This is a genomic window from Delftia sp. PE138 (assembly GCF_018320755.1).
GTDB classification, from domain to species: domain Bacteria; phylum Pseudomonadota; class Gammaproteobacteria; order Burkholderiales; family Burkholderiaceae_C; genus Comamonas; species Comamonas tsuruhatensis.
In genome coordinates this window covers 450001-474412 of sequence record NZ_JABEPN010000003.1, presented here as the reverse complement: position 1 = coordinate 474412, position 24412 = coordinate 450001, and the positions used below count along the sequence as shown (strand labels likewise).

Below are 24412 nucleotides of genomic sequence, written 5' to 3'. Positions count from 1 at the left end.
CTGCATACCATGGGTCCCATGAGCATGAACACCCATACGACCCCGCAGACCGCACGCGCCCTGAGACTCATAGGCGTGCCCACCGACATCGGCGCCAGCCGCCTGGGCAGCGCCATGGGCCCCGACGCGCTGCGCGTGGCCGGCCTGGCCCCGGCGCTGCGCCAGCTGGGCTGCCAGGTGCGCGACATCGGCAACCTGGCCGGTCCGCCCAATCCCCAGACACCGCCCGAGCAGGGGCTGCGCCACCTCGCACCGGCCCGCGCCTGGATGGACGCCGTGCACCAGGCCGTGGGCCAGGCGCTGGACGATGGCGAGCTGCCGCTGATGCTGGGCGGCGACCACAGCCTGGCCATGGGCTCGATCAGCGCCGTGGCCGCCCACTGCCGCCGCCTGGGCCGCGCGCTGCGCGTGATCTGGCTGGACGCCCACGCCGACTGCAACACGCCCGATATCTCGCCCAGCGGCAACCTGCACGGCATGCCCGTGGCCAGCCTGTGCGGCCTGGGGCCCGAGCCGCTGACCGCGCTGTCCCAGGGCGGCGATCCGGCGCTGGATGCCGCCTCGCTGTGCCAGATCGGCCTGCGCAGCGTGGATGACCAGGAAAAGCGCCTGCTGCATTCGCTGGACATCGAGGTGTACGACATGCGCGCCATCGACGAACTGGGCATGCGCGAGGTCATGCGCCGCGCGCTCGACGGCCTCGCCGGCAGCGACACCCACCTGCACCTGAGCTTCGACGTGGACTACCTCGATCCCGACATCGCGCCCGGCACGGGCACGCCCGTGCGCGGCGGCCCCAGCTACCGCGAGGCCCAGCTGTGCATGGAGATGCTGGCCGATACCGGACGCCTGGGCTCGATGGACCTGGTGGAACTGAACCCGGCGCTGGACCTGCGCAACCAGACGGCCGAGCTGGTGGTGGACCTGCTGGAGAGCCTGTTCGGCAAGAGCACGCTGGTGCGGGCCGATCGCTGAGGCCGCTCAGGCTGGCGAGAGCGAAACACGCCAGCCGTCGCCCGGTGCGTCCGTAGCGAAGCGCACAGGCACAAAGCGCTCGATCACCTCGAAATTGCTGCGCGCATGCGGCGTCAGTTCCGTGCAGGTGTAGCTGGCACCGCGCCCGCTGCGCCAGACGGCCAGCGCCAGCGGCAGGGCCCATTGGTCGGCCAGGTACGGGCCCAGCGCGGCCCGGCTGCCCTGGTGGCGGCGCACCTCGCGTGCCAGGTCATGCGCCACCTTTTCGGCGCTGACGCCCTTCTTGCCGAACTGCGTGAACACTTCGCTCAGGTGCTCATAGGCCAGCGTGGCCAGCAGCGCGTTGCCCGGCCCCTCGTTCTGGCGCACGGCAGCCACCTGCAGTTGCTCGCCAGACCAGTCCAGGGCCTGGCCCAGATGGTCCAGTTCGCGCTGGGCCACCGCGCGTGGCAGCGCGGGCGCAAAGCATTCGGCATGGCTGGCCAAGGGGGCGCCGCGTTCGGTGATATCGAAAGGCACAAGCCCATTGGTTGCCGGCGTGATCGTCACGTCCATCTCGCCGCCACCGGCCGGATAAAAGCCCAGCCGGCGCAGCCGCAGTTCGCAGCGCGCGCCCAGCCTGTGCAGCAGCGGCGCATAGCTGCGCTCCAGGAAATGGAAGGGCGGCGCGGCCGGGTTGTGGGTGCCGCCGCCCAGGGTCAGGCGGCTTTCCCCATTGGCCAGCATCAGCGCGGGCCACAGCGTCTGCAGCAGCAGGGTGCAACTGCCCGCCGAGGCGATCACGAAGCGGTACTCGCCCGCACGCACCGGCCCCGGTGTGAATTGCAGCGTCTGCGAATTCATCTCGGCGCCCTGCATCTGCGCGCCGCAGATTTCGGCGGCGGCATTGACGCAGGCCAGGTGCTGGCGCATCAGGCCCGGCTTGGCGCGCCCGGCACGGATGCGCTGCATGGCAAAGGGCTGACCCGTGCACATGGACAGCGCCAGCGCGCTGCGCAGCATCTGGCCTCCGCCCTCCCCGGCGGAGCCGTCGATCTCGATCACTTTCATTTTTCTCTTTCATTCATTGCCGCCAAAGCGCGCCACGGCATCCCGCAGATAGCGGTCCAGCGGCGCCGCATCGGCCTGGCCCCCCGGATCGGGCGCATGGGCCATGGCATGGGCCAGCTCGCGCTCCAGGAAATCATGGACGCGCACCCGGCGCGGCCCCTTGGCGGCCTCGCCCAGGCGCATCTTGAGCTCCAGCAGCTCGTTGAGCTCGGCCAGCAGGCCCGCATCCTCCAGCGTGCCCGCCGCCAGCTGTGCAAAGCGCATGGGCGGCGCACCGCGCCCCTCGCGTATCCAGCGCGCGGCCAGCAGTGGACGCAGCACGTAGAAGTACTTCTTGTAGCGCACCACATCACCCTGCAGGTGGGCGCGCAGGTTCTTGCGCGCCATGGCCACGTAGTGGTGGTAGCCGCGCACCGGCGAAAAGCCCTGCTCGGCCAGCAGATGCAGGCGCTCGGCCCAGGGCTGCTCCTGCCGGTAGACCACGGGCGAGCGCAGCCATTCGAGCAGCGTGGGGTTGGAGGCGCGCAGCAGCCCCAGCGCCTTGCGCAGCTCCCAGCCGCTGACATCGAGCTCGCCGCTGAGCGGCTGCTCTATGACATCGCGGCCCGGCGCCACCGTCAGATACCAGGGCAGGCGGTGGACGTAGATGAAGCGCACGTCATAGTCGCTGTCGGGCGAGGCAAAGCCCCAGCCGCGGCTGCCCGACTCGCAGGCAAACAGCACCGTGACCTCGTGCCTGCGCTCCACCTCGGCCAGGTTGGCCAGCACCGTGGCGCGCATGGCGTCGGAGACCGGATGCGCGCTCAATACCTTCTCTTCCCTCATGCTCTCATCCTGCTTTCTGTTCCGGAGGATGAGAGCCCGGGGCCCTCATCCACTCACCCTTTCACGCACACCACTTGCTTCAGGGTGTGCACCACCTCCACCAGATCCTGCTGCGCGGCCATGACCGCATCGATGTCCTTGTAGGCCATGGGAATCTCGTCCACCACATTGGCATCCTTGCGGCATTCCACGCCCTCGGTGGCCTTGATGTGGTCCGCCACGCTGAACATCTTCTTGGCCTTGGTCCGGCTCATCACGCGGCCCGCACCGTGGCTGCAGCTCTCGAAGCTCTCCGGGTTGCCCAGGCCGCGCACGATATAGCTGCGCGCGCCCATGCTGCCCGGGATGATGCCCAGCTCGCCGCGCCGCGCGCTCACCGCGCCCTTGCGGGTGATGAACACGTCCTGGCCGAAATGGCGCTCCTGCTGCACGTAGTTGTGGTGGCAGTTCACCGCCTCCACATGCGACTCGAAGGGCTTGGCGATCACCTTGCGCACCGTGGCGATGAGGTTGGCCATCATCACCTCGCGGTTGCGCATGGCGAACTTCTGCGCCCAGGACACGCCGCGCACATAGTCGCCAAAGTAGCGGGCCCCTTCCTCGAAATAGGCCAGGTCCTTGTCGGGCAGGTTGCGCTGATGCAGTTCTGCGTCCTTCTTGGCCAGCTCGATGAAATGGGTGCCGATGGCATTGCCCACGCCGCGCGAGCCCGAGTGCAGCATGAACCACACGAAGCCCGCCTCGTCCAGGCAGATCTCGATGAAGTGGTTGCCGCTGCCCAGCGTTCCCAGGTGCTTGCGGTTGTTGGTGTTGGCCAGGCGCGGATGCAGCTCGCACAGCAGGTCGAACTCCTCGGCCAGCGTGGCCCAGACCTGGTCCACCGACACGGGCGGGTTCTCCCAGCTGCCTGGATCACGGCCCCGGTGGCGCGGCACCGAGCCATGCGGCACGGCCTGCTCTATCGCCGAGCGCAGCGGGCCCAGGTTGTCGGGCAGGTCCTCGGCGCGCAGCGTGGTCTTGGCAGCCATCATTCCGCACCCGATGTCCACGCCCACGGCCGCCGGGATGATGGCCTTGATGGTCGGAATCACCGAGCCCACGGTGGCGCCTATGCCCAGGTGCACATCGGGCATGGCCGCGACATGCTTGAACACCACGGGCAGGCGCGCGGCGTTCTCCAGCTGCTTGCGCGCCTCGTCCTCCACGGGCACGCCCTTGGTCCACATCTTGATGGGCACGCCGTTTTCCACGTTGTGTTGCAGGTAGTTCATTGCGTTGTCCTTCAGTCTTCTTGTCTGTTCGTCTTGTTCAGGTCTTGCTGCCGCGCGGCTCATCCACGCATCAGGCGAGACAGGTCCCGCTTGCGGATGGCGCTGCCCAGGCTTTGATAGTCCCGCAGCGGGAATTCATGCTCCAGCCAGCGCTTTCGGTATTCCTCGACGCCCATGCCGCAATAAATACCGTCCAGCACGCGGTACACGCTGCGCACCACGTCCTCGCGGGCCATCTGCCCACGGGCCAGCACTTCATAGTCATCCATGGCGGTGATGCCCCAGCTGGCCCAGTCCGCGTACTGCCGCAGCTCGTATGAAAGGGTGTCGTGGCCACCCTCCATGCTCAGGTGCACTTCGCCGGGCTCGTCCATGAACACGGCGGCAGCGCGGTGCGCGCCCTTGGCCAAGGCCAGCGCCATGGCGGCCAGATCACCCAGCGAATCATGCAGGTAGGACACGGCACACACCAGTTCCTCCTCGGGCGTGCTGAACTTCAACGTCGCCCAGCCCGCCTTGCCCACCTCATAGCTCCATAGTTCTTCGAATGCGGCCATGGCCGTACCTCTCTTTTGTTTCTTCGTTGTCCGTTGTGTGCCGACCAGCCTGCCGGTCAACGCATCTTCACCAGCCCGTTGAGCACCTGGTCCAACCCTCCGAACACGGAGATCTTGTCGATGCGCTCGGCCACGCGTTCCAGCGTCTCCAGCTCCTTCATGCGCAGGGCCACGGGGTTGTCCTCCATGACCTTGGCGGTGTTGAGCAGCGAGCGCGTGGCCGCTGTTTCCTCGCGGCGGCGGATCACGTTGGCCTGGGCCTGCTTTTCGGCCTGCACCACCTGGGTCAGGATGGCCTTCATCTCGCCGGGCAGCACGATGTCCTTCACGCCCACGCTCTCCACCACCATGCCGAAGGGCTGCAGCTTGGCCGCCATGTGAGCGGTCACCACGTCGTCGATCACCGTCTTGTTCTCCAGCAGCTCATCGAGCGTGCGGGTGCCCACGGCGGCGCGCAGCGCGAACTGCAGCTCCCGGTACAGGTGCTCGGCGGGCTTTTGCAGCTGGGCAAAGGCGCGCAGAACGTCGGTGTGGCGATAGGTGGCGCTCAGGTTCAGGCGCAGGCTCACCTTGTCGCGGGTCATGATGTCCTGGCCCGAGACCTCGACGGCCTGCAGGCGCAGGTCCACCAGCTCCACGGCAATGCTGCGGCCGAACTTCCAGAACGCATGGCTGCCGGCCTGCAGCAGGCGGTCCACCTTGCCGTCGATGGTCAGCAGCGCGCACTGGCCTGCGGGCACCTGCACCTGCAGCACGCCGTTGAGGCCGGACACGCTGCGCTGGCGCAGCTGCGTCTGGGTCAGGCGCGCCGCCAGGGCGGCGGGCAGCTCGGCGCCGGCCTGCAGGTCGACCACCTGCACGCTCACATCCACCAGTCCCTTCCAGTACAGGCGGCGCGTGCCGGGCGGCAGGATCTCGACCAGCACGCCGTTTTCGCTGCGCAGGCCCGCCTCGGTTTCGGACAGTTCCACGCGCAGGAATTCGGCGGCCACCACGGCGGGCTCCTGGGCCATCAGGTAGTCGGCCAGGCCGTGCGTGAAGGCGGGCTGCTCCAGGGCAAAGGTTTCCACGCGCAGCTGGTCGGTGCCGGCAAACAGCCAGTGCCGGCCGCTGTGCAGCACGCGCTCGAAATCGCCATTGCGCAGCAGCAGGGCGCGTTCGTTCTTCTTGACGGTGATGCGTTGGATCTTCAGCATTTCTTCTTCTCCTCGTTCGGCGTCTTCGCCGCAATCCATAGGGGTGCCGTTACAGCAGCGGCAGGGTTCCAGGGGGCACGGCCCGGGCCTTGCAGTGCGCCGTGGCGGCAACCCTGGAAACAGGTTGCAGCGTGGCTGGCTGCGGGCGCGGACCGTGCCGGGACCTGGCACAGCCGCCGCTGCTGACGGGGGGGCGGCCTGGGGCTGCATCGCAACCCGGCGGCCACCTCCCGCGTTCGGCGGGTGGTCTTTCGACCGTTTCAATAGCCCGGCCTTGCGGCCGGAAGAGTGGACAGGAATCGAACCTGCGACAGTCCTCTTGCGAGGGTGCTCTACCAGACTGAGCTACCAGTGGCTGGCAAGCCTGGAGTCGAACCAGGCGTCCCTTGCGGGACGGTTTCCACAACCTTGCCGTCACCCAGCGCCTGCGGCGTGCGGCATGCGGGAAATCGACAAGCCCCTGGGGGCCCGGACTTCCGGCACCGGCGGGGCGGGCCTTTGCCCCAACCCCGGCCTGTGAGCGGTCACCGCCTGCACTGGATGCCTTGGTTATTGCGAGATGCGTGCCAGCCCGGCATCAGGCGCCAAACAATTCTTCAACCCCTTGATTTATTTGGATAAATCTCAAATCACACTTTTCTTGATTTCTTCTTCAATCCAAAGAAACTAGAATTTCAGCTATCCAACTAGACAAAAACATGGAAAAGAAAAAGGTCGTCATCGGCTTTCTGGGTACGCAGCTGGACTCCGGCAGGGGCGCGGGGCGCTGGGAGAAATGGCGGCCGACCCTCTCCCTCATGCAGCACGAGGATCTGGTGGTGGAGCGGCTGGAGCTGCTCTACACGCCGCCCCATCTGGCCCTGGCGCAGCTGCTGCAGGGCGACATCGCCACGGCATCGCCCGAGACCCAGGTGAACCTCGTGCCCATGGACATTGCCGATCCCTGGGATTTCGGCGAGGTCTATGCGCGGCTGTTCGACTGGACGCAGGCCTATCGCTTCGACCCCGAGCGCGAGGAGTACTGGACCCACATCACCACGGGCACGCACGTGGCACAGATCTGCCTGTTCCTGCTGGTGGAGTCGCGCCGCATTCCCGGCGTGCTGGCCCAGACTTCGCCGCCCCGGCGCCAGCGCATGGGCGACCCGGGCAGCTATGCGCTGATCGACCTGGACCTGTCGCGCTACGACGTGATCGCCCAGCGCTTCGGCGCCGAGCAGAGCGAGGCCGTGCAATTTCTCAAGAGCGGCATCGCCACGCGCAATGCCGGGTTCAACGCGCTGATCGACGAGATCGAGCGCGTGGCCGTGCGCTCGCGCGCGCCCATCCTGCTCACGGGTCCCACGGGTGCGGGCAAATCGCATCTGGCGCGGCGCATGTACGAGTTGAAGAAGGCCAGGCACCAGGTGCAGGGCGAGTTCGTCGAGGTCAATTGCGCCACGCTGCGCGGCGATGGTGCAGCCTCGGTGCTGTTCGGCCACAAGAAGGGCGCGTTCACGGGCGCTGCGGCCGACCGCGCCGGCCTGCTGCGCAGCGCGCACCAGGGCGTGCTGTTCCTGGACGAAATCGGCGAGCTGGGCCTGGACGAACAGGCCATGCTGCTCAAGGCCGTGGAGGAAAAGCGCTTCTATCCCATGGGCAGCGACCGCGAGGTCAGCAGCGATTTCCAGCTGGTCGCCGGCACGCACCGCGACCTGCGCATCGACGTGGCGCAGGGGCGCTTTCGCGAGGATCTGTTCGCGCGCATCAACCTGTGGTCCTACGCGCTGCCGGGCCTGGCCGGGCGCCCCGAGGACATAGAACCCAACATGGACCACCTGCTCGCGCGCTCGGCCGACGAGACCGGCCAGATGGTGCGCTTCAACGTGGAGGCCCGCGAGCGCTATCTGCGCTTTGCGCGCTCGCCCGAGGCGCTGTGGAGCGGCAACTTCCGCGACCTGTCGGCCAGCATGACGCGCCTGGCCACGCTGGCTGACGGAGGGCGCATCTCCACGGCCCTGGTCGATGCCGAGATCCAGCGCATGCAGTGGCTGTGGCAACGGGGCGAGGCAGCGCAGCCCGCCCCCGCCGGCGCCGGCTGCGGCCTTGATGCGCTGTTGCCCGCCGATAGGCTGGAGCAGATGGATCTTTTCGACCGCATGCAGCTCGAAGCGGTGCTGCGCGTGTGCAGGCAATCGCCCTCGCTGTCCGATGCGGGGCGCCGCCTGTTCGACCAGTCACGCACCCAGCGCAGCGTGGTCAACGATGCCGACCGCCTGCGCAAATACCTGCTGAAATTCGGCCTCAAATGGGATGACGTGGCCGGCCGCGCGCCTGCGGCCTGAGAGCGTGCGCGCCCTGCGCGGCTACAGCGCCTTGCGCAGCGTGGTCGGCGGGATCTTGAGCAGCTCGCGGTACTTGGCCACCGTGCGCCGCGCGCATTCGATGCCCTGCTCCTTGAGCATGTCGGCGAGCTGGTTGTCCGACAGCGGCTTCCTGGGGTCCTCGGCTGCGACGAACTGCTTGATGAGCGCGCGCACGGCCGTGCTCGACGCGTTGCCGCCCGCCTCGGTGCCCAGGCCCGAGCCGAAGAAATACTTGAGTTCGTAGGTGCCCTGCGGCGTGGCCATGTACTTGGCCGTGGTCACGCGGCTGATGGTGGATTCATGCAGGCCCAGCGCATCGGCAATGTCGCGCAGCACCAGCGGGCGCATGGCCAGCTCGCCATGCACGAAGAAGTTCTTCTGGCGCTCCACGATGGCCTGCGACACGCGCAGGATGGTGTCGAAGCGCTGCTGGATGTTCTTGATGAACCAGCGCGCCTCCTGCAGCCGCTGCTGCAGAGCCGCATGGCCTTCGCTGCCCCGGTGGCTGCGCAGCGCGCTGGCATAGATGTCGTGCACGCGCAGCTTGGGCATGACATCGGGGTTGAGTTGCACGCTGAACTCCATGCGTCCCGCACCCATGCGCACCGGGCGCACGATGACATCGGGCACGACGATCTGGCGCTGCACGTCGGCGAAGCGCCGGCCCGGGCGCGGCTCCAGCCGGGCGATCAGGACCATCGCCTCGCGCAGCCGCTCCTCGCGCGCGCCGCACAGGCTGGCGAGCTTGCGCAGGTCACGCCGCGCCAGCAGGTCCATGGGCTGGGCGCAGATGTCCAGCGCGGTGCGCAGCACGGCCTGCCGATCTTCGTCCTCGGCACTGCCGTCGCCTTCGCGCTCGGCATCGGCCAGTTGGTCGCGCAGCTGCAGCGTCAGGCATTCGGCCAGGTCGCGCGCGCCCACGCCCACCGGCTCCAGGCTTTGCAACAGGCGCAGCGCCACGGTGAAGCGGTGCACCAGTTCCTCGCACTCCTCCAGGTCGTCGCCCGCCAGGCCCTGTGCCAGCTCGTCGAGCGGGTCTTCCAGGTAGCCGTCGTCGTTGAGGTTCTCGATCAGAAAGCGCAGCGCGGCGCGATCCACCTCGCCCAGGCGCAGGCTCAGGGCCTGGCGGTGCAGATGGTCGGTCAGGCTTTCTGCGCTGCGTGCCAGCTCGGTGGCATCGGTCTCGTCATCGTCACCCTGGCCGCGCGTGCGGCTGGAAGGCGCATCGCTGCCCCAGTCGCGGTCGTCGTTGCCCGAGTTGGTCTGGCCATCTCCTTCCCAGCTCAGGGATTCGGCCGTGCCGGAGGTCTCGGCGGCATCGCCGGAGGATGTGTCCGACGGCGCCTCCCATTCCACCGCAGCCGATGGCTGGTCCGCACGGCTTTCCTGGAAGGAGTCCGCGGCGTCGGCGCCGGGCGCCGCAGGCTCCGGGGCGCTGCTTGCCGCTTCGTGGTCGCCGTCGTCGTTCGCCAGCTCCAGGAAGGGGTTGTCGCCCAGCATCTGCTCCACTTCCTGCGCCAGCTCCAGCGTGGACAGCTGCAGCAGCTGTATCGACTGCTGCAGTTGCGGGGTGAGCGAAAGATGCTGGGAGACGCGCAGCGACAGTCCGGGCTTCAAGCGGCAGCTCCTTCGCGCAGGCAATCTCGCAGACGGGCCAGGCAGGGCATGGCGCTACATCCGGAAGTGTTCGCCGAGGTAGACGCGCCGCACTTCGGCGTTGTCCACGATCTCCTCGGGTGTGCCTTGGGCCAGCACATGGCCGTCGCTGATGATGAAGGCATGGTCGCAGATGCCCAGCGTCTCGCGCACGTTGTGGTCGGTGATGAGCACGCCGATGCCGCGCGCCTTGAGAAAGCCGATGATGCGCTGGATCTCGATCACGGCGATGGGGTCGATGCCGGCGAAGGGCTCGTCCAGCAGGATGAAACGCGGCTGCGTGGCCAGGGCACGTGCAATCTCGACGCGGCGGCGTTCGCCGCCCGACAGCGCCAGCGCGGGCGATGCGCGCAGATGGTCCACGCGCAGCTCCTGCAGCAGCGCCGTCAGGCGCTCCTCGATGACGCTGCGCGCCAGCGGCCGGCCCTGCTCATCCCTTTGCAGCTCCAGCACGGCGCGCACGTTGTCCTCGACGCTGAGCTTGCGAAAGATCGATGCCTCTTGCGGCAGGTAGGACAGGCCCAGGCGCGAGCGCTGGTGGATGGGCATGTTTCCCACGGCCTGTCCGTCGATGAAGATGTCGCCGCCGTCGCTGCGCACCAGGCCCACGATCATGTAGAACGAGGTGGTCTTGCCCGCGCCGTTGGGGCCCAGCAGGCCCACGACCTCGCCCTTCTTCACGGACAGCGACACGTCCTTGACCACCTTGCGGCTGCCGTAGGACTTGGCCAGATGGCGCGCCTGCAGGCTGCTGCCCTGTTCGGCGCGTGGGGAGGAAGCGTGGGCAGCGGGGGCTGAGGCCTCGGTACTCATCGCTTGGTACCACCAAGGCTGTCCAGGGTGTTGCTGGGCTGCAGGGATGTGCCCGGCGCGCCTGCGGCGGGAGCGCGCGGCTGCGAGCCCGGTGTGCCCTCCTTGGGCGCCAGCACGGCGCGCACGCGCCCGCCCTGGCCGGCGGTGGAGCTGGGCTGGCCGCCGCTGGTCTTTTGCCCATCGACGGTGAACACGTCGGTGAGGTTGTTGTAGACGATGATGGAGCCCGTGATCTCGTCGCTGAGCTGGCCGCCGCGATAGCGCCGCAGTTCGCCGCGGCGGATGAACTTCACAAGATCGGCCTTGCCGTCGTATTCGATGACCTCGCCCTCGCCTTCCACGAATTCCTCAGGCTGGCCGGGAACGGTGTCGCGCTTTTGGCGGAAGAAGGCGCGCTTGCCCGCTTCGGCCGTGACCACGCCGTACTGAAAGCCTTCGGGGTCCTGGCGCACATCGAGCTGGGCACCGCGCAGCACGATGGTGCCCTTGGTCATCACCACGTTGCCGGTGAAGACGCTGGTCTGCTTGAGTTCGTCATGGCGCAGCGCGTCAGCCTCGATGTTCATGGGCTTGGTGCTGTCGGCCTTTTCGGCCTGGGCCAAACCGGCGAAAGCCGCCAGGGCGGCTGCGAGCAGGAGGGGGGAAAGTCGTTGTTTCATGGAGGGCACGCTTCTTGCATCCATTGTAGGGGGTGTCGCGCGCAACCGTTCCTGGCGTCTTTCAAGCCGGGGGGCAAAGCGCTGACACGAAGGCACAAAAAGAGGTTTCCAAAAGCGACAGGCCCGCTCAATGGCGGGCCTGTCACGGGTGGTCTGGGCCGAGGCCCCTACCTCAGCCCTTGCGGCTGGTGGCGATCAGCTGATCGACCACGCGCAGCACATTGGTCATGTTCCCGGCCTTGGTGCCATCGGTGTAGTAGCGGCCCGCCACGCCCATGGCCGGCACGCCTTCCACGTCATAGTCCTGCTGCAGCTGGGTGGCCTTGCGCACCTGGTTGGAGACCGTGAAGGAGTTGTAGACCTCCTTGAACTTGGCCACGTCCACGCCCTGCTTGCCCACCCAGGCGAAGATCTCGTCGTCCTTGGCCAGGCGGTTGCGTTCCACATGGATGGCGTGGAAGGCGCGCGCATGCATGGTATCCAGCAGGTTCATGCCTTCAAAGGCGTAGTACAGCTTTTGCTGGGGCACGAAGCTGGCGTTGAATGCCACGGGCACGCGGTGCACGACCACGTCGGCCGGCGCCTGGTTCTTCCAGGCGGCAAAGGTGGGCTCGAATGCATTGCAGTGCGGGCAGCTATACCAGAAGAACTCGACCACCTCGACCTTGCCGGCGCCGGCGCTGGTGGGTGCGGGCTTGGCCAGCTTGATGTAGTCCTTGCCCTCCTTGGGCGCTGCCGCCTGGGCCTGTGCGGCGGAGGTGCCCAGCGTCAGCGCGCTGGCAGCGGCTGCCGAGGCAGCCAGGGAAAAGTCGCGGCGATTCATCAAAACAAACTCCTCGTTCAATGCTGCAGATTAGGAGGCTGGGGTTTGCCAAAAAGTTCAGCGCTCTTGCTCAACGCTGTTTCAGCGAGCGGCGCGCACCAGCGTGGACTCGACCCCGGCGCCATCGAGCTTTTGCTTGAGTTGCTCGGCATCGTCGCGCTTGGTGAACGGACCCACGCGCACGCGGAAGATGGTGATGCCGTTTTGCTCTCGCTCACTCACGCGCGCCTCCCATCCCAGCATGGCCAGCTTGGCCCGCTGCGCATCGGCATCGCCCTGGCTGCGGAAGGCGCCGGCCTGCACGAAGTAGTTGAAGGCAGCCTCGGCCTTTTCCGTCTTCTCGGCAGCGGCGGAACGCGCCTTCACCAGATCACCCAGCGGGTCGGCGGAGGTCTTGCCATCGGTCTTGGTGTCGGGCTTGGCGGGCGGCTTGGCCGGGTCCACGGGCGCGGGCGGCGGCGTCACGCCGCCGGCCACGGCGGGCGGGGTGGGCGCTGCTGGCGTGGTGCTGCCGGGGAGGCTCGGCGTGACGGCAGCCGGTGGTGGCGGCGCCGGGTTCTTGCCCTGCAGCGGTGCGTTGGGGTCCCAGTTCTTGTTGCGCTGGGCCTCTGCCGCGTCCTGGTCGGCCGTCTTGCCGCCCTTGGAGAGAAAGGGCACGGGCACCTTGGTCACATAGACGGCGACGGCCAGGGCTGCTGCCAGCCCGACGATCATGCCGATGATGAGACCGATGACGGTGCCCCCACGTTGCTGTGTCTTCATAGATGGCTTGTCGCTCGAAGTTACATGCGTTGCGGGGCCGAGACGCCCAGCACTGCCAGGCCATTGTGCAATACCTGGCGCGTGGCCGAGATCAGCGCCAGGCGGGCGAGCTTGACCTTTTCATCGTCCACCAGGATGCGTTCCGCGTCGTAGTAGCTGTGGTACAGCGAGGCCAGTTCACGCAGGTAGAAGGTCACGTCGTGGGGCGCATTGCCTTCTGCGGCCGAGGTCAGCATGGCCGGGTACTTGGCCAGCTGCAGCATCAGCGCCTGGGCCTGCGGGCCTTCCAGCGCCGACAGGTCCACGTCCTTGAGCGTGTCCGCATCGCCGCCCCAGGCTGCCAGCACCGAGCAGATGCGCGCATGGGCGTACTGCACGTAGTACACGGGGTTGTCATTGTTCTGGGCCACGGCCAGGTCCACGTCGAAGGTGTACTCGGTGTCGGGCTTGCGGGACAGCAGGAAGAAGCGCACCGCATCCTTGCTGGTCCACTCGATCAGGTCGCGCAGCGTGACGTAGGAGCCGGCGCGCTTGCTGATCTTGACTTCCTCGCCGCCACGCACCACGCGCACCATGGTGTGCAGCACATAGTCGGGATAGCCGGCCGGAATGCCCACGTCGGCGGCCTGCAGGCCGGCGCGCACGCGTGCGATGGTGCCGTGGTGGTCCGTGCCCTGGATGTTGACGACCTTGGAATAGCCGCGCTTGAACTTCTGGATGTGGTAGGCGACATCGGGCACGAAGTACGTGTAGTTGCCGTCCTGCTTGCGCATCACGCGGTCCTTGTCGTCACCGTAGTCGGTGGACTTGAGCCAGAGCGCGCCGTCGAGTTCGTAGGTGTGCCCGCCCGCGATCAGGCGCTGCACCGCATCCTCGACATGGCCGTTGGTGTAGAGGCTGGATTCGAGGTAGTACTCGTCAAAGTGCAGGTTGAAGGCCTGCAGGTCCTTGTCCTGCTCGTTGCGCAGATAGGCGACGGCGAACTGGCGGATGTTGTCGTAGTCCTCGACATCGCCGTTGGCCGTGAATTCGCGGTCATCGGCCTTGACGGTCTTGCAGGCCTTGAAATCGTCTGCGATGTCCTGGATGTAGGAGCCGTTGTAGAAGGCCTTGCTTTCCGGATTCTCGGGATCGATGGGCCAGCATTCGTCGCCGGGCTTGAAGCCCTTGGCGCGCAGTTGCGTGCTCTTGGTCAGCGTGTCGATCTGCACGCCCGCGTCGTTGTAGTAGAACTCGCGGTGCACGCCCCAGCCCTGGGTGGCATAGAGGTTGCAGATGGCATCGCCCAGCGCGGCCTGGCGGCCATGGCCCACGTGCAGCGGGCCGGTGGGGTTGGCGGAGACGAACTCGACCAGCATCTTGGCGCCACGGTCGGCCTGCCAGCCGAATTTCTCGGCCTGTCCCAGCACTTCACGGATGATCTGCTGCTTGGCGGCGGGCTTGAGACGGATGTTCAGAAAGCCGGGGCCGGCGATCTCGATGGCATCGACCCAGCGCTGGAAAGCCGGCGTGGCCTCCAGCGCAGCCTTGAGCTGTTCACCGAGCGCGCGCGGATTGAGCTTGAGTGGCTTGGCCAGCTGCATGGCGGCCGTGCAGGCGAAATCGCCATGGGCAGCCACCTTGGGGGATTCGAAAGCGGCACGGGCACCGGCGCCGGGCGACAAAGTTTCAAGCTCGCCGGCCAGAGCCGCGAGCAGTTCCTGTTTGACGGAGAGCATCGGCGGATTCTACGTGGCAGGCCCGCCCCATGCCGCCAGACAGGAAAACCGGGCCTACATGCCCCGCGCCCAGAACACCGCCACCACCGCGATCACAGGCACCACATGCGCCTGCCACATCACCCAGCGGCGCGTGCTGGCCACCTCGGCAGGCTGGGGCAGGCCCTGGCCGGCATCCAGCGCGCGGCGCCAGCGGCGGAAGGCCAGCGTGGGCTTGATCGACAACACGGCGCCGACCACGAACAAAGTCATCTTCAGATGAAACAGTGGCTGCGAGACGTACCAGGACATGCCCTTGACGCCCCACACCAGGCGCGCAATGCCGGTGAGCACCAGGAACACCACCGCCAGCCCGTAGATCATGTCCAGCCGCGCCAGGCGCTGGACCACGGCGGCACTCATCCACTCGCTGCGGCACAGCGCCGCCTGGCTGGACAGGAACACCACGAAGGTGAGGATGGCCAGCAGGTGAAGGCTGGCCAGAATGGCTTCTATCGTCATGGGGAATCCGTATAGAAATTGAGCCTCTTGGGCCATGCTGCATTACGCCAGAAACGGCGACCGCCATCGGGATGCCCGAGGCAATCGGTAGACCACTGCGGTCCTCCCGTCGCGCCGGCTCTTGCGTCGTTACTTCGGCAGTTCCGCGCGCAACCAGTCATCCAGCAGCGTCTTCTCGTAGCGCAGGGGATCGTTGGGATACAGGTCGGGGCGCATCATGAAGGTCGCATCGCGCAGTTGGCGGCTGCCCTCGCGCAGCAGCTTTCCGTCGGCATCCAGCAGCTTGAAACGCAGGTCGATGCGCGGCGGATAGATATCGCGGACGATGCGCACATCGGCGGCCTGGGGTCCGCGCCAGGGCTCGAAACTGCCTGCGCGCTGCACATCGGTGAGGTGAACTTCAAGCCGCTGGCCCTGGGACAGCCTGGGCGCGGCACGCTCGGCCAGGAACTGGGCCAGCGCATCGACCCAGGCGCGGCGCGCCTTCTCGGACTCCTGGGGTCCATTGCGCCCGGCATCGAACCGCGAGGGATCGTCAAAGGTCACGCTCACGATGCCGGCAGGCACCGCGCCCTGCCGCATCCCGTCCGGCCGGCCCTGCCCCGGCCCCTGGACGGCGCAGCCTGCCAACATGCCCAGGCAGGCGGCGCCCAGCGCCATGCGCATCCAGCGCCGCCGTCCTGGGGCCGCGCCCTGCGTTGCGGATACCGCTTCCGTCGCGATCGACACTGCCATGCTCATTCCTCCTTGCTGGGCGGCCCGCTCAGGCCGCGTGGGTTCGACGCCAGAATTCCGGCTGCTCGTAATGGTGCTTGAGATAGTCGATCCACAGCCGTACGCGCAGCGGCATGTGCTTGCGCTGGGGAAAGACCACGAAGATGCCGTTCGGTGGGGCCGCAAATTCCTCCAGCACCGCCACCAGGCGCCCGGCGGCGATCTCGGCCTCCACCTCCCAGGTGCTGCGCCAGGCAATGCCCCAGCCGCCCAGGCACCAGTCGTGCAGCACCTGGCCGTCGGAGCAGTCCAGCGGACCGCCCGGCTTGAAATGCACGACTTCGCTGGTACCGCTGTCCGGGTGCGGAATGCGAAAGGCCCAGCCGCGCGTCTGCGAGGCATCGCTGGACAGCGTCAGGCAGTCATGCTGGGTCAGCTCGCTGGGGTGGCGCGGCGTGCCGCGGCGCTCCAGATAGGAGGGCGTGGCCACGCACTGGCGCCGGTTGTCGGCGATGCGCACGCTGACCAGGGCCGAGTCGGGCAAGTCGCCTACCCGCACCGCGCAGTCAAAGCCCTCACCGGCCAGATCGACCACGCGGTCGCTCAGATTCAGGGAAATCGTCACATCGGGGTGCAGGTCCCGAAAACGCGGCACCAGAGGCGCCACATGCCGCCGACCAAAGCCTGCCGGCGCCGTGATGCGCAGATGTCCTGTGGCCTTGACCCCGCCCGCACTGACGCTGGCCTCGGCGTTGGACACATCGGACAAGAGGCGCTGGCAATCCTCGAGAAAAGCGCTGCCCTCGTGCGTGAGCGAGATGCGGCGTGTGGTCCGCACCATGAGCTTGACGCCCAGGTGCTCTTCCAAGGCATCCAGTCGCCGCCCCATGATGGCTGGCGCCACGCCTTCCGCCTTGGCCGCTGCCGTGAGGCTGCCGCGCGTGGCCACCGATACGAATGACTCGAATGCCTTGAGCTTGTCCATGACTGCTGTCCGTTTCTTTTCCGTGTTCTTGTGGGGCATGCGCATGCATGCCTGTCTCCTGGGGTCCGCCTTTTTGCGCAGTAGGCACTGGCTGTCTGCCATTTGCCCTTCGCACCGGGCTGCATGCCAATTTCCGATGGTTTTGGCAGGCGCATAACCTTCCCACATTTTTGCGTAAAAGTCACGAGTTTTAAGATTTATGGTCTATTTATGTACGCAAATAAATCTAATAAAGTATTCCTTATAGTCAGGCCCGTAAAGGGTCCAGGCCAGTCTTTCCATCCATCCAACCGGGGTTCCCACCATGACCGATCGCACCCAAGCCCACAGCCTGCAGGTGGCCACAGAGCTGCACCGCTTCATCAATGAACAAGTGCTCCCGGGCACGGGTGTCGTGCCCGAGGCATTCTGGAAAGGCTTCGACGAGATCGTCAACGACCTCGCCCCCCGCAATGCCGCCCTGCTGGCCGAACGCGACCGCCTGCAGGCCGAGCTGGACACCTGGCACAAGGCCCATCCCGGCCCCATCACCGACATGGCCGGCTACCAGCAGTTCCTGACGCAGATCGGCTATCTGGTCGAGCAGCCCAAGGATGCCAAGGCGACCACCACCAATGTGGATGCGGAACTGGCCATCCAGGCCGGCCCCCAGCTGGTCGTGCCCATTCTCAATGCCCGCTATGCGCTCAACGCCGCCAACGCGCGCTGGGGTTCGCTGTATGACGCGCTGTACGGCACGGATGCCATCGGCGAGGACGGCGGCGCGGAAAAGGGCAAGGGCTACAACCCCGTTCGCGGCGCCAAGGTCATCGCCTTCGCACGTGATTTCCTGGACCAGGCCGCCCCGCTGGCCTCGGGCTCGCACAAGGATTCCGCCGGCTACCGCGTGGAAGCTGGCCAGCTGGTCGTCGCGCTCAAGAACGGCGGCACCACGGGCCTGAAGAACACCGCCCAGTTTGTGGGCTACCAGGGTGATGCCGCAGCGCCCTCTTCCGTGCTGCTGCTCAACAACGGCCTGCATATCGACATCCGCATCGACAAGACCACGGCCATCGGCCAGACCGATGCCGCCGGCGTGGCAGACGTGGTGGTCGAAGCCGCCCTGTCCACCATCCTGGACCTGGAAGACTCCGTGGCGGCCGTGGATGCCGAGGACAAGGTGGTGGGCTATGCCAACTGGCTGGGCATCCTCAAGGGCACGCTGACCGAGACCTTCGACAAGGGCGGAAAGAGCATGACGCGCGGCCTGAATGCAGACCGCGAGTACACCGGCGCCGACGGCAAGCCCGTCAGGCTGCATGGCCGTTCGCTGATGTTCGTTCGCAACGTCGGCCACCTGATGACCAACCCGGCCATCCTCTGGGGCAACGGCAAGGAAATCCCCGAAGGCATCCTGGACGCCATGGTCACCACGGCCATCGCCGTCCATGACATCAAGGGTCTGGGCGCCAACGGCATCCGCAACTCGCGCACGGGCAGCGTCTACATCGTCAAGCCCAAGATGCACGGCCCTGCGGAAGCCGCCTTCGCCAGCGAGCTGTTCGGCCGCGTGGAAAAGGTGCTCGGCCTGCCCGAGAACACCGTCAAGCTTGGCATCATGGACGAGGAGCGCCGCACCAGCGTCAACCTCAAGGCCTGCATCGCCGCCGCCGCATCGCGCGTGGCCTTCATCAACACCGGCTTCCTGGACCGCACGGGCGACGAAATGCACACCGCCATGTATGCCGGCCCCATGGTCCGCAAGGCCGACATGAAGGGAAGCGCCTGGCTGGCCGCCTATGAGCGCAGCAACGTGCTCGTGGGCCTGGGCCTGGGCCTGCGCGGCAAGGCGCAGATCGGCAAGGGCATGTGGGCCATGCCCGACCTGATGAAGGCCATGCTGGAGCAAAAGATCGGCCACCCCAAGGCCGGCGCCAATACCGCCTGGGTGCCCTCGCCCACGGCCGCCACGCTGCACGCCCTGCACTACCACCAGGTCAACGTGGCCGAAGTGCAAAAGCAGCTGGAGCAGACCAATGCCGACGCCGAGCGCGCCAACATCCTGGCCGACCTGCTGCAGGTGCCCGTGGTCAAGGAAGACAAGTGGAGCGCGGCTGAAAAGCAGCAGGAGCTGGACAACAACGTCCAGGGTATCCTCGGCTATGTGGTGCGCTGGGTGGACCAGGGCGTGGGCTGCTCCAAGGTGCCCGACATCCACAACGTGGGCCTGATGGAAGACCGCGCCACGCTGCGCATCTCCAGCCAGCACATCGCCAACTGGCTGCAGCACGGCATCGTGACCGAGGCGCAGGTGCGCGAGACCTTCGAGCGCATGGCCGCCGTGGTCGACCAGCAGAACGCGGGCGATGCGCTGTACAAGCCCATGGCCGGCCACTTCGACACCTCGATGGCCTACCAGGCCGCCTGTGACCTGGTCTTCAAGGGCAAGGAGCAACCCAGCGGCTACACCGAGCCCCTGCTGCATGCCTGGCGCCTGAAGGTCAAGGCCGCCGCCTGACGCGGGCGGCGCCCGGCGCTTGAAAAAGCACCCAGGCTTGCCTGAGGTGCTTTTTTCATGGATCTACACTCAGAACCACGATGAGTGCCCCTCCCCCCGATGCCAGCCTGTGTCCGCTGTGCGGCCGCAGCAATCAGTGCGCCATTCTTGCGGGCGTTGATCCGCTGAACTGCTGGTGCATGGACACGCCGGTGGCACCCGATGCATTGGCCCGTATTCCGGAGCCCCTGCGCAACAAGGCATGCCTGTGTCCCGCCTGCGCACTTGGCACCGACAAGCCTCGACCGCCCGCGTCGGCCGATATGATGTCGCCGACCCAACCCCCTAGAACTTGATCCCTGAGGAGATTGACATGCCCACGTACCACGTCGAAATGATGGAAGGCCGCACCGTCGAACAAAAGCGCAAGCTGGTCGAAGAGATCACGCGCGTCTCGGTCGAAGTCCTCGGTGGCTCGCCCGAATCGGTGGACATCCTGATCACCGACATCAAGCGCGAAAACTGGGCCACGGGCGGCAAGCTCTGGTCCGAGCGCAGCTGAGGACTTTTCCTCCAACGCATGCAAAAGGCAGCTTCGGCTGCCTTTTTCCATGAAGTTGCAGCTTTACTTGCGCATTTCTCCAAGTGCCTGCAGCGCACTGGCAGCCACGGTCCACGGCACAGGATGGGAGTCTCTGGCCTGCCAGTACCTGGCAACCCCATCCATGGAAACCTGGGTCAAAACCACCTGGGCGGCGCCGGCCGCATAGGCTTGAAAAGCGGCATCGGTCATCCGTGCCTGGTAGCCAGAGAGATCGCCTCTACGGAAAAGCGCCCATGCGCCTTCGACACACTGCAGCTGCAGGCGCAGATGTGCATCGCCAGACAGCAACGCTTGCATGAACAGATCGCGCGTGGCTTCATACGTCGTGGGAGCAGCACACAGCAGTGCAATGCGTGACTGGGGATCTCTCTGCAAGGCAGCGGCCACCTTGCGGGCCAGCATGCCATCGGCACGCCAGACCTTGCCACTGCGGCAATCCGCCACGGCCGGGCCCAGGGTCGAGCAGGTCAGCAGCACGGCATCGATATCGGCAGGGTCTGCCAGCGCATCAAGCTGCCCCGCCGTTTTCTGCCGAAGCGACGCATTCATGCCGCCGGCAGCCTCCGCCTCCAACAGCAGTTCCTCATGCACCTGATGAACGATTGAGTGGGCCGGCCAGCCCAGTTCGGCAGCAGCCTGCTCGAAGATCACGGCGTTGCTGTGCGCCGTATGCAGACAGAGGATGGGCATGGGTGTGTTCCGTTTTTTTGCCGTTGCCCCGCATTGTGCTTGCAGCTGCCGCGCCAGGCGTTAGGCTATGGCTTGAACTACGCAAACAACGATACCGCCATGTGCCAGCTGCTTGGAATGAACTGCAACACGCCCACCGACGTGCGCTTCAGCTTCTCGGGGTTCACCCAGCGGGCGGGCAATACCGGCGACCATACGGACGGCTGGGGCATCGCCTTCTTCGAGGACAAGGGCCTGCGCCACTTCGTCGGCTACGAGCGCGCCATCGACTCGCCCATCGCCAAGCTGATACGCGAGTACCCGATCAAGAGCCGCAACGTCATCGCCCACATCCGCAAGGCCACGCAGGGCGCGGTAAGCCTGCAGAACTGCCACCCCTTCGTGCGTGAACTGTGGGGCCGCAACTGGGTCTTTGCCCACAATGGGGATCTCAAGGGCTTCGCTCCGAAACTGCATGCCCACTTCCATCCGGTAGGCAACACCGACAGCGAGCAGGCCTTCTGCTGGATTCTTCAGGAGCTCTGGAAGTCCCATGCCGGCCTGCCCAGCGTCCAGGAACTCACGCACACGCTGCGCGAACTGGCCAAGCGCATCTCGCCGCACGGTACCTTCAACTTCCTGCTGTCCAACGGCGAAGCGCTGTGGGCCCATGCCACCACACACCTGTGCTATATCGAACGACGCCACCCCTTTGCCCAGGCCCATCTGTCGGATGAAGACCTGGCCGTGGACTTCGCCCGGGAAACCACACCCCAGGACCGCGTGGCCATCATCGTCACGGCGCCATTGACCAAGAATGAGACCTGGACTTCAATCCAGTCGGGCGAACTCAAGGTCTTTGTACAGGGCGAATGCCTGCCGCTTTGAACCATTGCGCATTCAGGAATAAAAAGAGAGCGCGTCAGCGCTCTCTTTTTTTGGGTTGTCCGTTTTGGCTGTTCAGCCTGTTTCCCCGTTTCCTGTAGCCCAATGCAAAAAACCCCGTAGCTTTGGGCTACGGGGTTTCTTGGGCTGTAAGAGCCTGACGATGACCTACTTTCACACGGGAACCCGCACTATCATCGGCGCAAAGTCGTTTCACTGTCCTGTTCGGGATGGGAAGGAGTGGTACCAACTTGCTATGGTCATCAGGCATAACTTGTTGTCATGCTGCTCTTGTGAGCAACACAACGAATTCATAGAGTCTGTAATCAGCTTTGTATTTTGACTGCGCCTTACTTGGCATAACCANCTTGATGATCAACGTCATCAAAGTTATAGGGTCAAGCCTCACGAGCAATTAGTACTGGTTAGCTTAACGCATTACTGCGCTTCCACACCCAGCCTATCAACGTCCTGGTCTTGAACGACTCTTCAGGGGGCTCAAGGCCCCGGCAGATCTCATCTTGAAACGAGTTTCCCGCTTAGATGCTTTCAGCGGTTATCTCTTCCACACTTAGCTACTCGGCAATGCCACTGGCGTGACAACCGATACACCAGAGGTGTGTCCACTCCGGTCCTCTCGTACTAGGAGCAGGCTTCCTCAAATCTGCAGCGCCCACAAATGGCGAACAGCCATACCCTTGGGACCGACTACAGCCCCAGGATGAGATGAGCCGACATCGAGGTGCCAAACACCGCCGTCGATATGAACTCTTGGGCGGTATCAGCCTGTTATCCCCAGAGTACCTTTTATCCGTTGAGCGATGGCCCTTCCATACAGAACCACCGGATCACTATGTCCTGCTTTCGCATCTGCTCGACTTGTCAGTCTCGCAGTTAAGCACGCTTATGCCATTGCACTATCGTCACGATGTCCGACCGTAACTAGCGTACCTTCGAACTCCTCCGTTACGCTTTGGGAGGAGACCGCCCCAGTCAAACTGCCTACCATGCACTGTCCCCGATCCCGATAAGGGACCTGGGTTAGAACCTCAAACGCACCAGGGTGGTATTTCAACGTCGGCTCCATGAGAACTAGCGTCCTCACTTCAAAGCCTCCCACCTATCCTACACAGATCCGTTCAAAATCCAATACAAAGCTACAGTAAAGGTTCATGGGGTCTTTCCGTCTTTCCGCGGGGAGATTGCATCATCACAAACATTTCAACTTCGCTGAGTCTCTGGAGGAGACAGTGTGGCCATCGTTACGCCATTCGTGCAGGTCGGAACTTACCCGACAAGGAATTTCGCTACCTTAGGACCGTTATAGTTACGGCCGCCGTTTACTGGGACTTCAATCAAGAGCTTGCACCCCATCATTTAATCTTCCAGCACCGGGCAGGCGTCACACCCTATACGTCCACTTTCGTGTTTGCAGAGTGCTGTGTTTTTATTAAACAGTCGCAGCCACCGATTTTTTGCAACCGCTTTGGGCTCCCTTTGTTCAAGTTCACCTACTTGCGGCATACCTTCTCCCGAAGTTACGGTATCAATTTGCCGAGTTCCTTCTCCAGAGTTCTCTCAAGCGCCTTAGAATACTCATCTCGCGCACCAGTGTCGGTTTGCGGTACGGTCGTGTGTAGCTGAAGCTTAGTGGCTTTTCCTGGAAGCAGGGTATCACTCACTTCGTCTGCAAGCAGACTCGTTATCACCCCTCATCTAAGCCCGGCGGATTTGCCTACCAGGCACGACTACAGGCTTGAACCAACATATCCAACAGTTGGCTGAGCTAACCTTCTCCGTCCCCACATCGCACTACACATCGGTACAGGAATATTGACCTGTTTCCCATCAGCTACGCATCTCTGCCTCGCCTTAGGGGCCGACTCACCCTACGCCGATGAACGTTGCGTAGGAAACCTTGCGCTTACGGCGAGGGGGCTTTTCACCCCCTTTAACGCTACTCATGTCAGCATTCGCACTTCTGATACCTCCAGCACCCGTTACCAGGCACCTTCACAGGCTTACAGAACGCTCTCCTACCACTTGCAATAAATTGCAAATCCGCAGCTTCGGTAACTGGCTTAGCCCCGTTACATCTTCCGCGCAGGACGACTCGATCAGTGAGCTATTACGCTTTCTTTAAATGATGGCTGCTTCTAAGCCAACATCCTGACTGTTTTAGCCTTCCCACTTCGTTTCCCACTTAGCCAATTTTAGGGACCTTAGCTGGCGGTCTGGGTTGTTTCCCTCTTGAGTCCGGACGTTAGCACCCGGTGCTCTGTCTCCCAAGCTGTACTCTGCGGTATTCGGAGTTTGCATAGGTTTGGTAAGTCGCCATGACCCCCTAGCCTAAACAGTGCTCTACCCCCGCAGGTAATACTTGAGGCACTACCTAAATAGTTTTCGGAGAGAACCAGCTATTTCCAAGTTTGTTTAGCCTTTCACCCCTATCCACAGCTCATCCGCTAGTTTTGCAACACTAGTCGGTTCGGACCTCCAGTACCTGTTACGGCACCTTCATCCTGGCCATGGATAGATCACTTGGTTTCGGGTCTACACCCAGCGACTGGACGCCCTATTCGGACTCGATTTCTCTACGGCTCCCCTATTCGGTTAACCTTGCCACTGAATGTAAGTCGCTGACCCATTATACAAAAGGTACGCAGTCACCCTTGCGGGCTCCTACTTTTTGTAAGCATGCGGTTTCAGGATCTATTTCACTCCCCTCCCGGGGTTCTTTTCGCCTTTCCCTCACGGTACTGGTTCACTATCGGTCGATGATGAGTATTTAGCCTTGGAGGATGGTCCCCCCATATTCAGACAGGGTTTCTCGTGCCCCGCCCTACTTTTCTCTAGCTCAGTACCACCAGTCGGTTTTCACATACAGGGCTATCACCTACTATGGCCGGACTTTCCATTCCGTTTTGT

21 protein-coding genes and 2 rRNA genes (1 of these 23 cut by a window edge) are annotated in these 24412 nt (G+C 64.6%); 6 read left to right on the top strand and 17 right to left on the bottom strand.

The genetic code is table 11. The features are described from left to right. Positions 1–9 precede the first annotated feature (9 nt). Positions 10–975 (top strand): arginase, encoded by a 966-nt coding sequence (gene rocF / locus HFGMBDPB_RS14470; protein WP_026062796.1) that lies wholly within the window; start codon positions 10–12, stop codon positions 973–975. Between the two features lie 6 nt (positions 976–981). On the opposite strand, the gene rtcA is transcribed toward rocF, so the two are convergent. Genes rtcA through HFGMBDPB_RS14445 form a run of 5 tightly spaced genes read right to left on the bottom strand, consistent with a single transcriptional unit; the run spans position 982 to position 5874 of the window. Beyond that, complete coding sequence (rtcA, locus tag HFGMBDPB_RS14465) at positions 982–2025, bottom strand: RNA 3'-terminal phosphate cyclase (protein WP_046239902.1); 1044 nt, start codon at positions 2023–2025, stop codon at positions 982–984. A 9-nt stretch (positions 2026–2034) separates the two neighbouring features. After that, positions 2035–2850: a nucleotidyltransferase domain-containing protein gene (locus HFGMBDPB_RS14460; protein WP_046239903.1), complete on the bottom strand. Its 816-nt coding sequence runs from the start codon at positions 2848–2850 to the stop codon at positions 2035–2037. 53 nt (positions 2851–2903) lie between these two features. Then, complete coding sequence (locus tag HFGMBDPB_RS14455) at positions 2904–4121, bottom strand: RtcB family protein (RefSeq protein WP_200903756.1); 1218 nt, start codon at positions 4119–4121, stop codon at positions 2904–2906. Between the two features lie 59 nt (positions 4122–4180). Further along, positions 4181–4678, bottom strand: coding sequence for a hypothetical protein (locus HFGMBDPB_RS14450; RefSeq protein WP_046239904.1), 498 nt, complete (start codon positions 4676–4678; stop codon positions 4181–4183). A gap of 56 nt (positions 4679–4734) precedes the next feature. Then, entirely contained in the window at positions 4735–5874 is a 1140-nt protein-coding gene (locus tag HFGMBDPB_RS14445) for a slipin family protein (protein WP_046239905.1), read from the bottom strand. Positions 5875–6572: 698 nt separating this feature from the next. On the opposite strand from HFGMBDPB_RS14445, the gene rtcR reads away from it, so the two are divergent. Next, a complete protein-coding gene (rtcR, locus tag HFGMBDPB_RS14440) occupies positions 6573–8198 on the top strand; it encodes an RNA repair transcriptional activator RtcR (RefSeq protein WP_046239906.1) in 1626 nt (541 codons plus the stop codon). Between the two features lie 21 nt (positions 8199–8219). Here the strand turns inward: rtcR and HFGMBDPB_RS14435 are convergent, their stop codons facing one another. The 9 genes from HFGMBDPB_RS14435 to HFGMBDPB_RS14395 form a co-directional block, all read right to left on the bottom strand. After that, the gene (locus HFGMBDPB_RS14435) at positions 8220–9836 is read right to left on the bottom strand and encodes an RNA polymerase factor sigma-54 (protein ID WP_016450698.1); all 1617 of its coding nucleotides are present in this window, start codon (positions 9834–9836) and stop codon (positions 8220–8222) included. A gap of 54 nt (positions 9837–9890) precedes the next feature. Then, a complete protein-coding gene (gene lptB, locus HFGMBDPB_RS14430; RefSeq protein WP_016450697.1) occupies positions 9891–10688 on the bottom strand; it encodes an LPS export ABC transporter ATP-binding protein in 798 nt (265 codons plus the stop codon). Then, on the bottom strand, positions 10685–11347 hold the full coding sequence (gene lptA, locus HFGMBDPB_RS14425; RefSeq protein ID WP_016454602.1) for a lipopolysaccharide transport periplasmic protein LptA: 663 nt from the start codon (positions 11345–11347) through the stop codon (positions 10685–10687). The genes lptB and lptA overlap by 4 nt, the downstream gene beginning before the upstream one ends. A 172-nt stretch (positions 11348–11519) precedes the next feature. After that, the gene (locus tag HFGMBDPB_RS14420; RefSeq protein ID WP_016450695.1) at positions 11520–12170 is read right to left on the bottom strand and encodes a thiol:disulfide interchange protein DsbA/DsbL; all 651 of its coding nucleotides are present in this window, start codon (positions 12168–12170) and stop codon (positions 11520–11522) included. 81 nt (positions 12171–12251) lie between these two features. Then, a complete protein-coding gene (locus tag HFGMBDPB_RS14415) occupies positions 12252–12932 on the bottom strand; it encodes an SPOR domain-containing protein (protein ID WP_133073156.1) in 681 nt (226 codons plus the stop codon). A 20-nt stretch (positions 12933–12952) separates the two neighbouring features. Next, complete coding sequence (gene argS / locus HFGMBDPB_RS14410; protein WP_016450693.1) at positions 12953–14650, bottom strand: arginine--tRNA ligase; 1698 nt, start codon at positions 14648–14650, stop codon at positions 12953–12955. Positions 14651–14704: 54 nt separating this feature from the next. Continuing rightward, positions 14705–15151 carry a DUF2214 family protein gene (locus HFGMBDPB_RS14405; protein WP_016450692.1) on the bottom strand — a complete coding sequence of 149 codons (447 nt, stop codon included), beginning with the start codon at positions 15149–15151 and terminating at the stop codon, positions 14705–14707. A 129-nt stretch (positions 15152–15280) separates the two neighbouring features. Beyond that, on the bottom strand, positions 15281–15886 hold the full coding sequence (locus tag HFGMBDPB_RS14400; protein WP_209803321.1) for a DUF3016 domain-containing protein: 606 nt from the start codon (positions 15884–15886) through the stop codon (positions 15281–15283). A gap of 28 nt (positions 15887–15914) precedes the next feature. Next, positions 15915–16850 carry a LysR family transcriptional regulator gene (locus HFGMBDPB_RS14395; RefSeq protein ID WP_026062476.1) on the bottom strand — a complete coding sequence of 312 codons (936 nt, stop codon included), beginning with the start codon at positions 16848–16850 and terminating at the stop codon, positions 15915–15917. A 304-nt stretch (positions 16851–17154) separates the two neighbouring features. Here HFGMBDPB_RS14395 and HFGMBDPB_RS14390 point away from each other — a divergent pair, with 304 nt between their 5' ends. The 3 genes from HFGMBDPB_RS14390 (at position 17155) to HFGMBDPB_RS14380 (ending at position 19888) form a co-directional block, all read left to right on the top strand. Then, positions 17155–19347 (top strand): malate synthase G, encoded by a 2193-nt coding sequence (locus tag HFGMBDPB_RS14390; RefSeq protein WP_212645628.1) that lies wholly within the window; start codon positions 17155–17157, stop codon positions 19345–19347. An 80-nt stretch (positions 19348–19427) separates the two neighbouring features. Continuing rightward, positions 19428–19682 (top strand): cysteine-rich CWC family protein, encoded by a 255-nt coding sequence (locus HFGMBDPB_RS14385; protein WP_013804760.1) that lies wholly within the window; start codon positions 19428–19430, stop codon positions 19680–19682. 17 nt (positions 19683–19699) lie between these two features. Then, positions 19700–19888, top strand: a complete 189-nt coding sequence (locus HFGMBDPB_RS14380) for a 4-oxalocrotonate tautomerase (protein WP_012202595.1) — start codon at positions 19700–19702, stop codon at positions 19886–19888. Between the two features lie 63 nt (positions 19889–19951). Here the strand turns inward: HFGMBDPB_RS14380 and HFGMBDPB_RS14375 are convergent, their stop codons facing one another. After that, complete coding sequence (locus HFGMBDPB_RS14375) at positions 19952–20581, bottom strand: hypothetical protein (protein WP_349305371.1); 630 nt, start codon at positions 20579–20581, stop codon at positions 19952–19954. 138 nt (positions 20582–20719) lie between these two features. Between HFGMBDPB_RS14375 and HFGMBDPB_RS14370 the strand changes: the two genes are divergently transcribed. Continuing rightward, a complete protein-coding gene (locus HFGMBDPB_RS14370; RefSeq protein WP_034400144.1) occupies positions 20720–21487 on the top strand; it encodes a class II glutamine amidotransferase in 768 nt (255 codons plus the stop codon). A gap of 152 nt (positions 21488–21639) precedes the next feature. On the opposite strand, the gene rrf is transcribed toward HFGMBDPB_RS14370, so the two are convergent. Both rrf and HFGMBDPB_RS14360 read right to left on the bottom strand, forming a co-directional pair. Beyond that, a 5S ribosomal RNA gene (gene rrf / locus HFGMBDPB_RS14365) occupies positions 21640–21752 on the bottom strand. Positions 21753–21878: 126 nt separating this feature from the next. Next, positions 21879–24412: ribosomal RNA gene (locus HFGMBDPB_RS14360) — 23S ribosomal RNA — on the bottom strand (it continues 285 nt past the right edge of the window).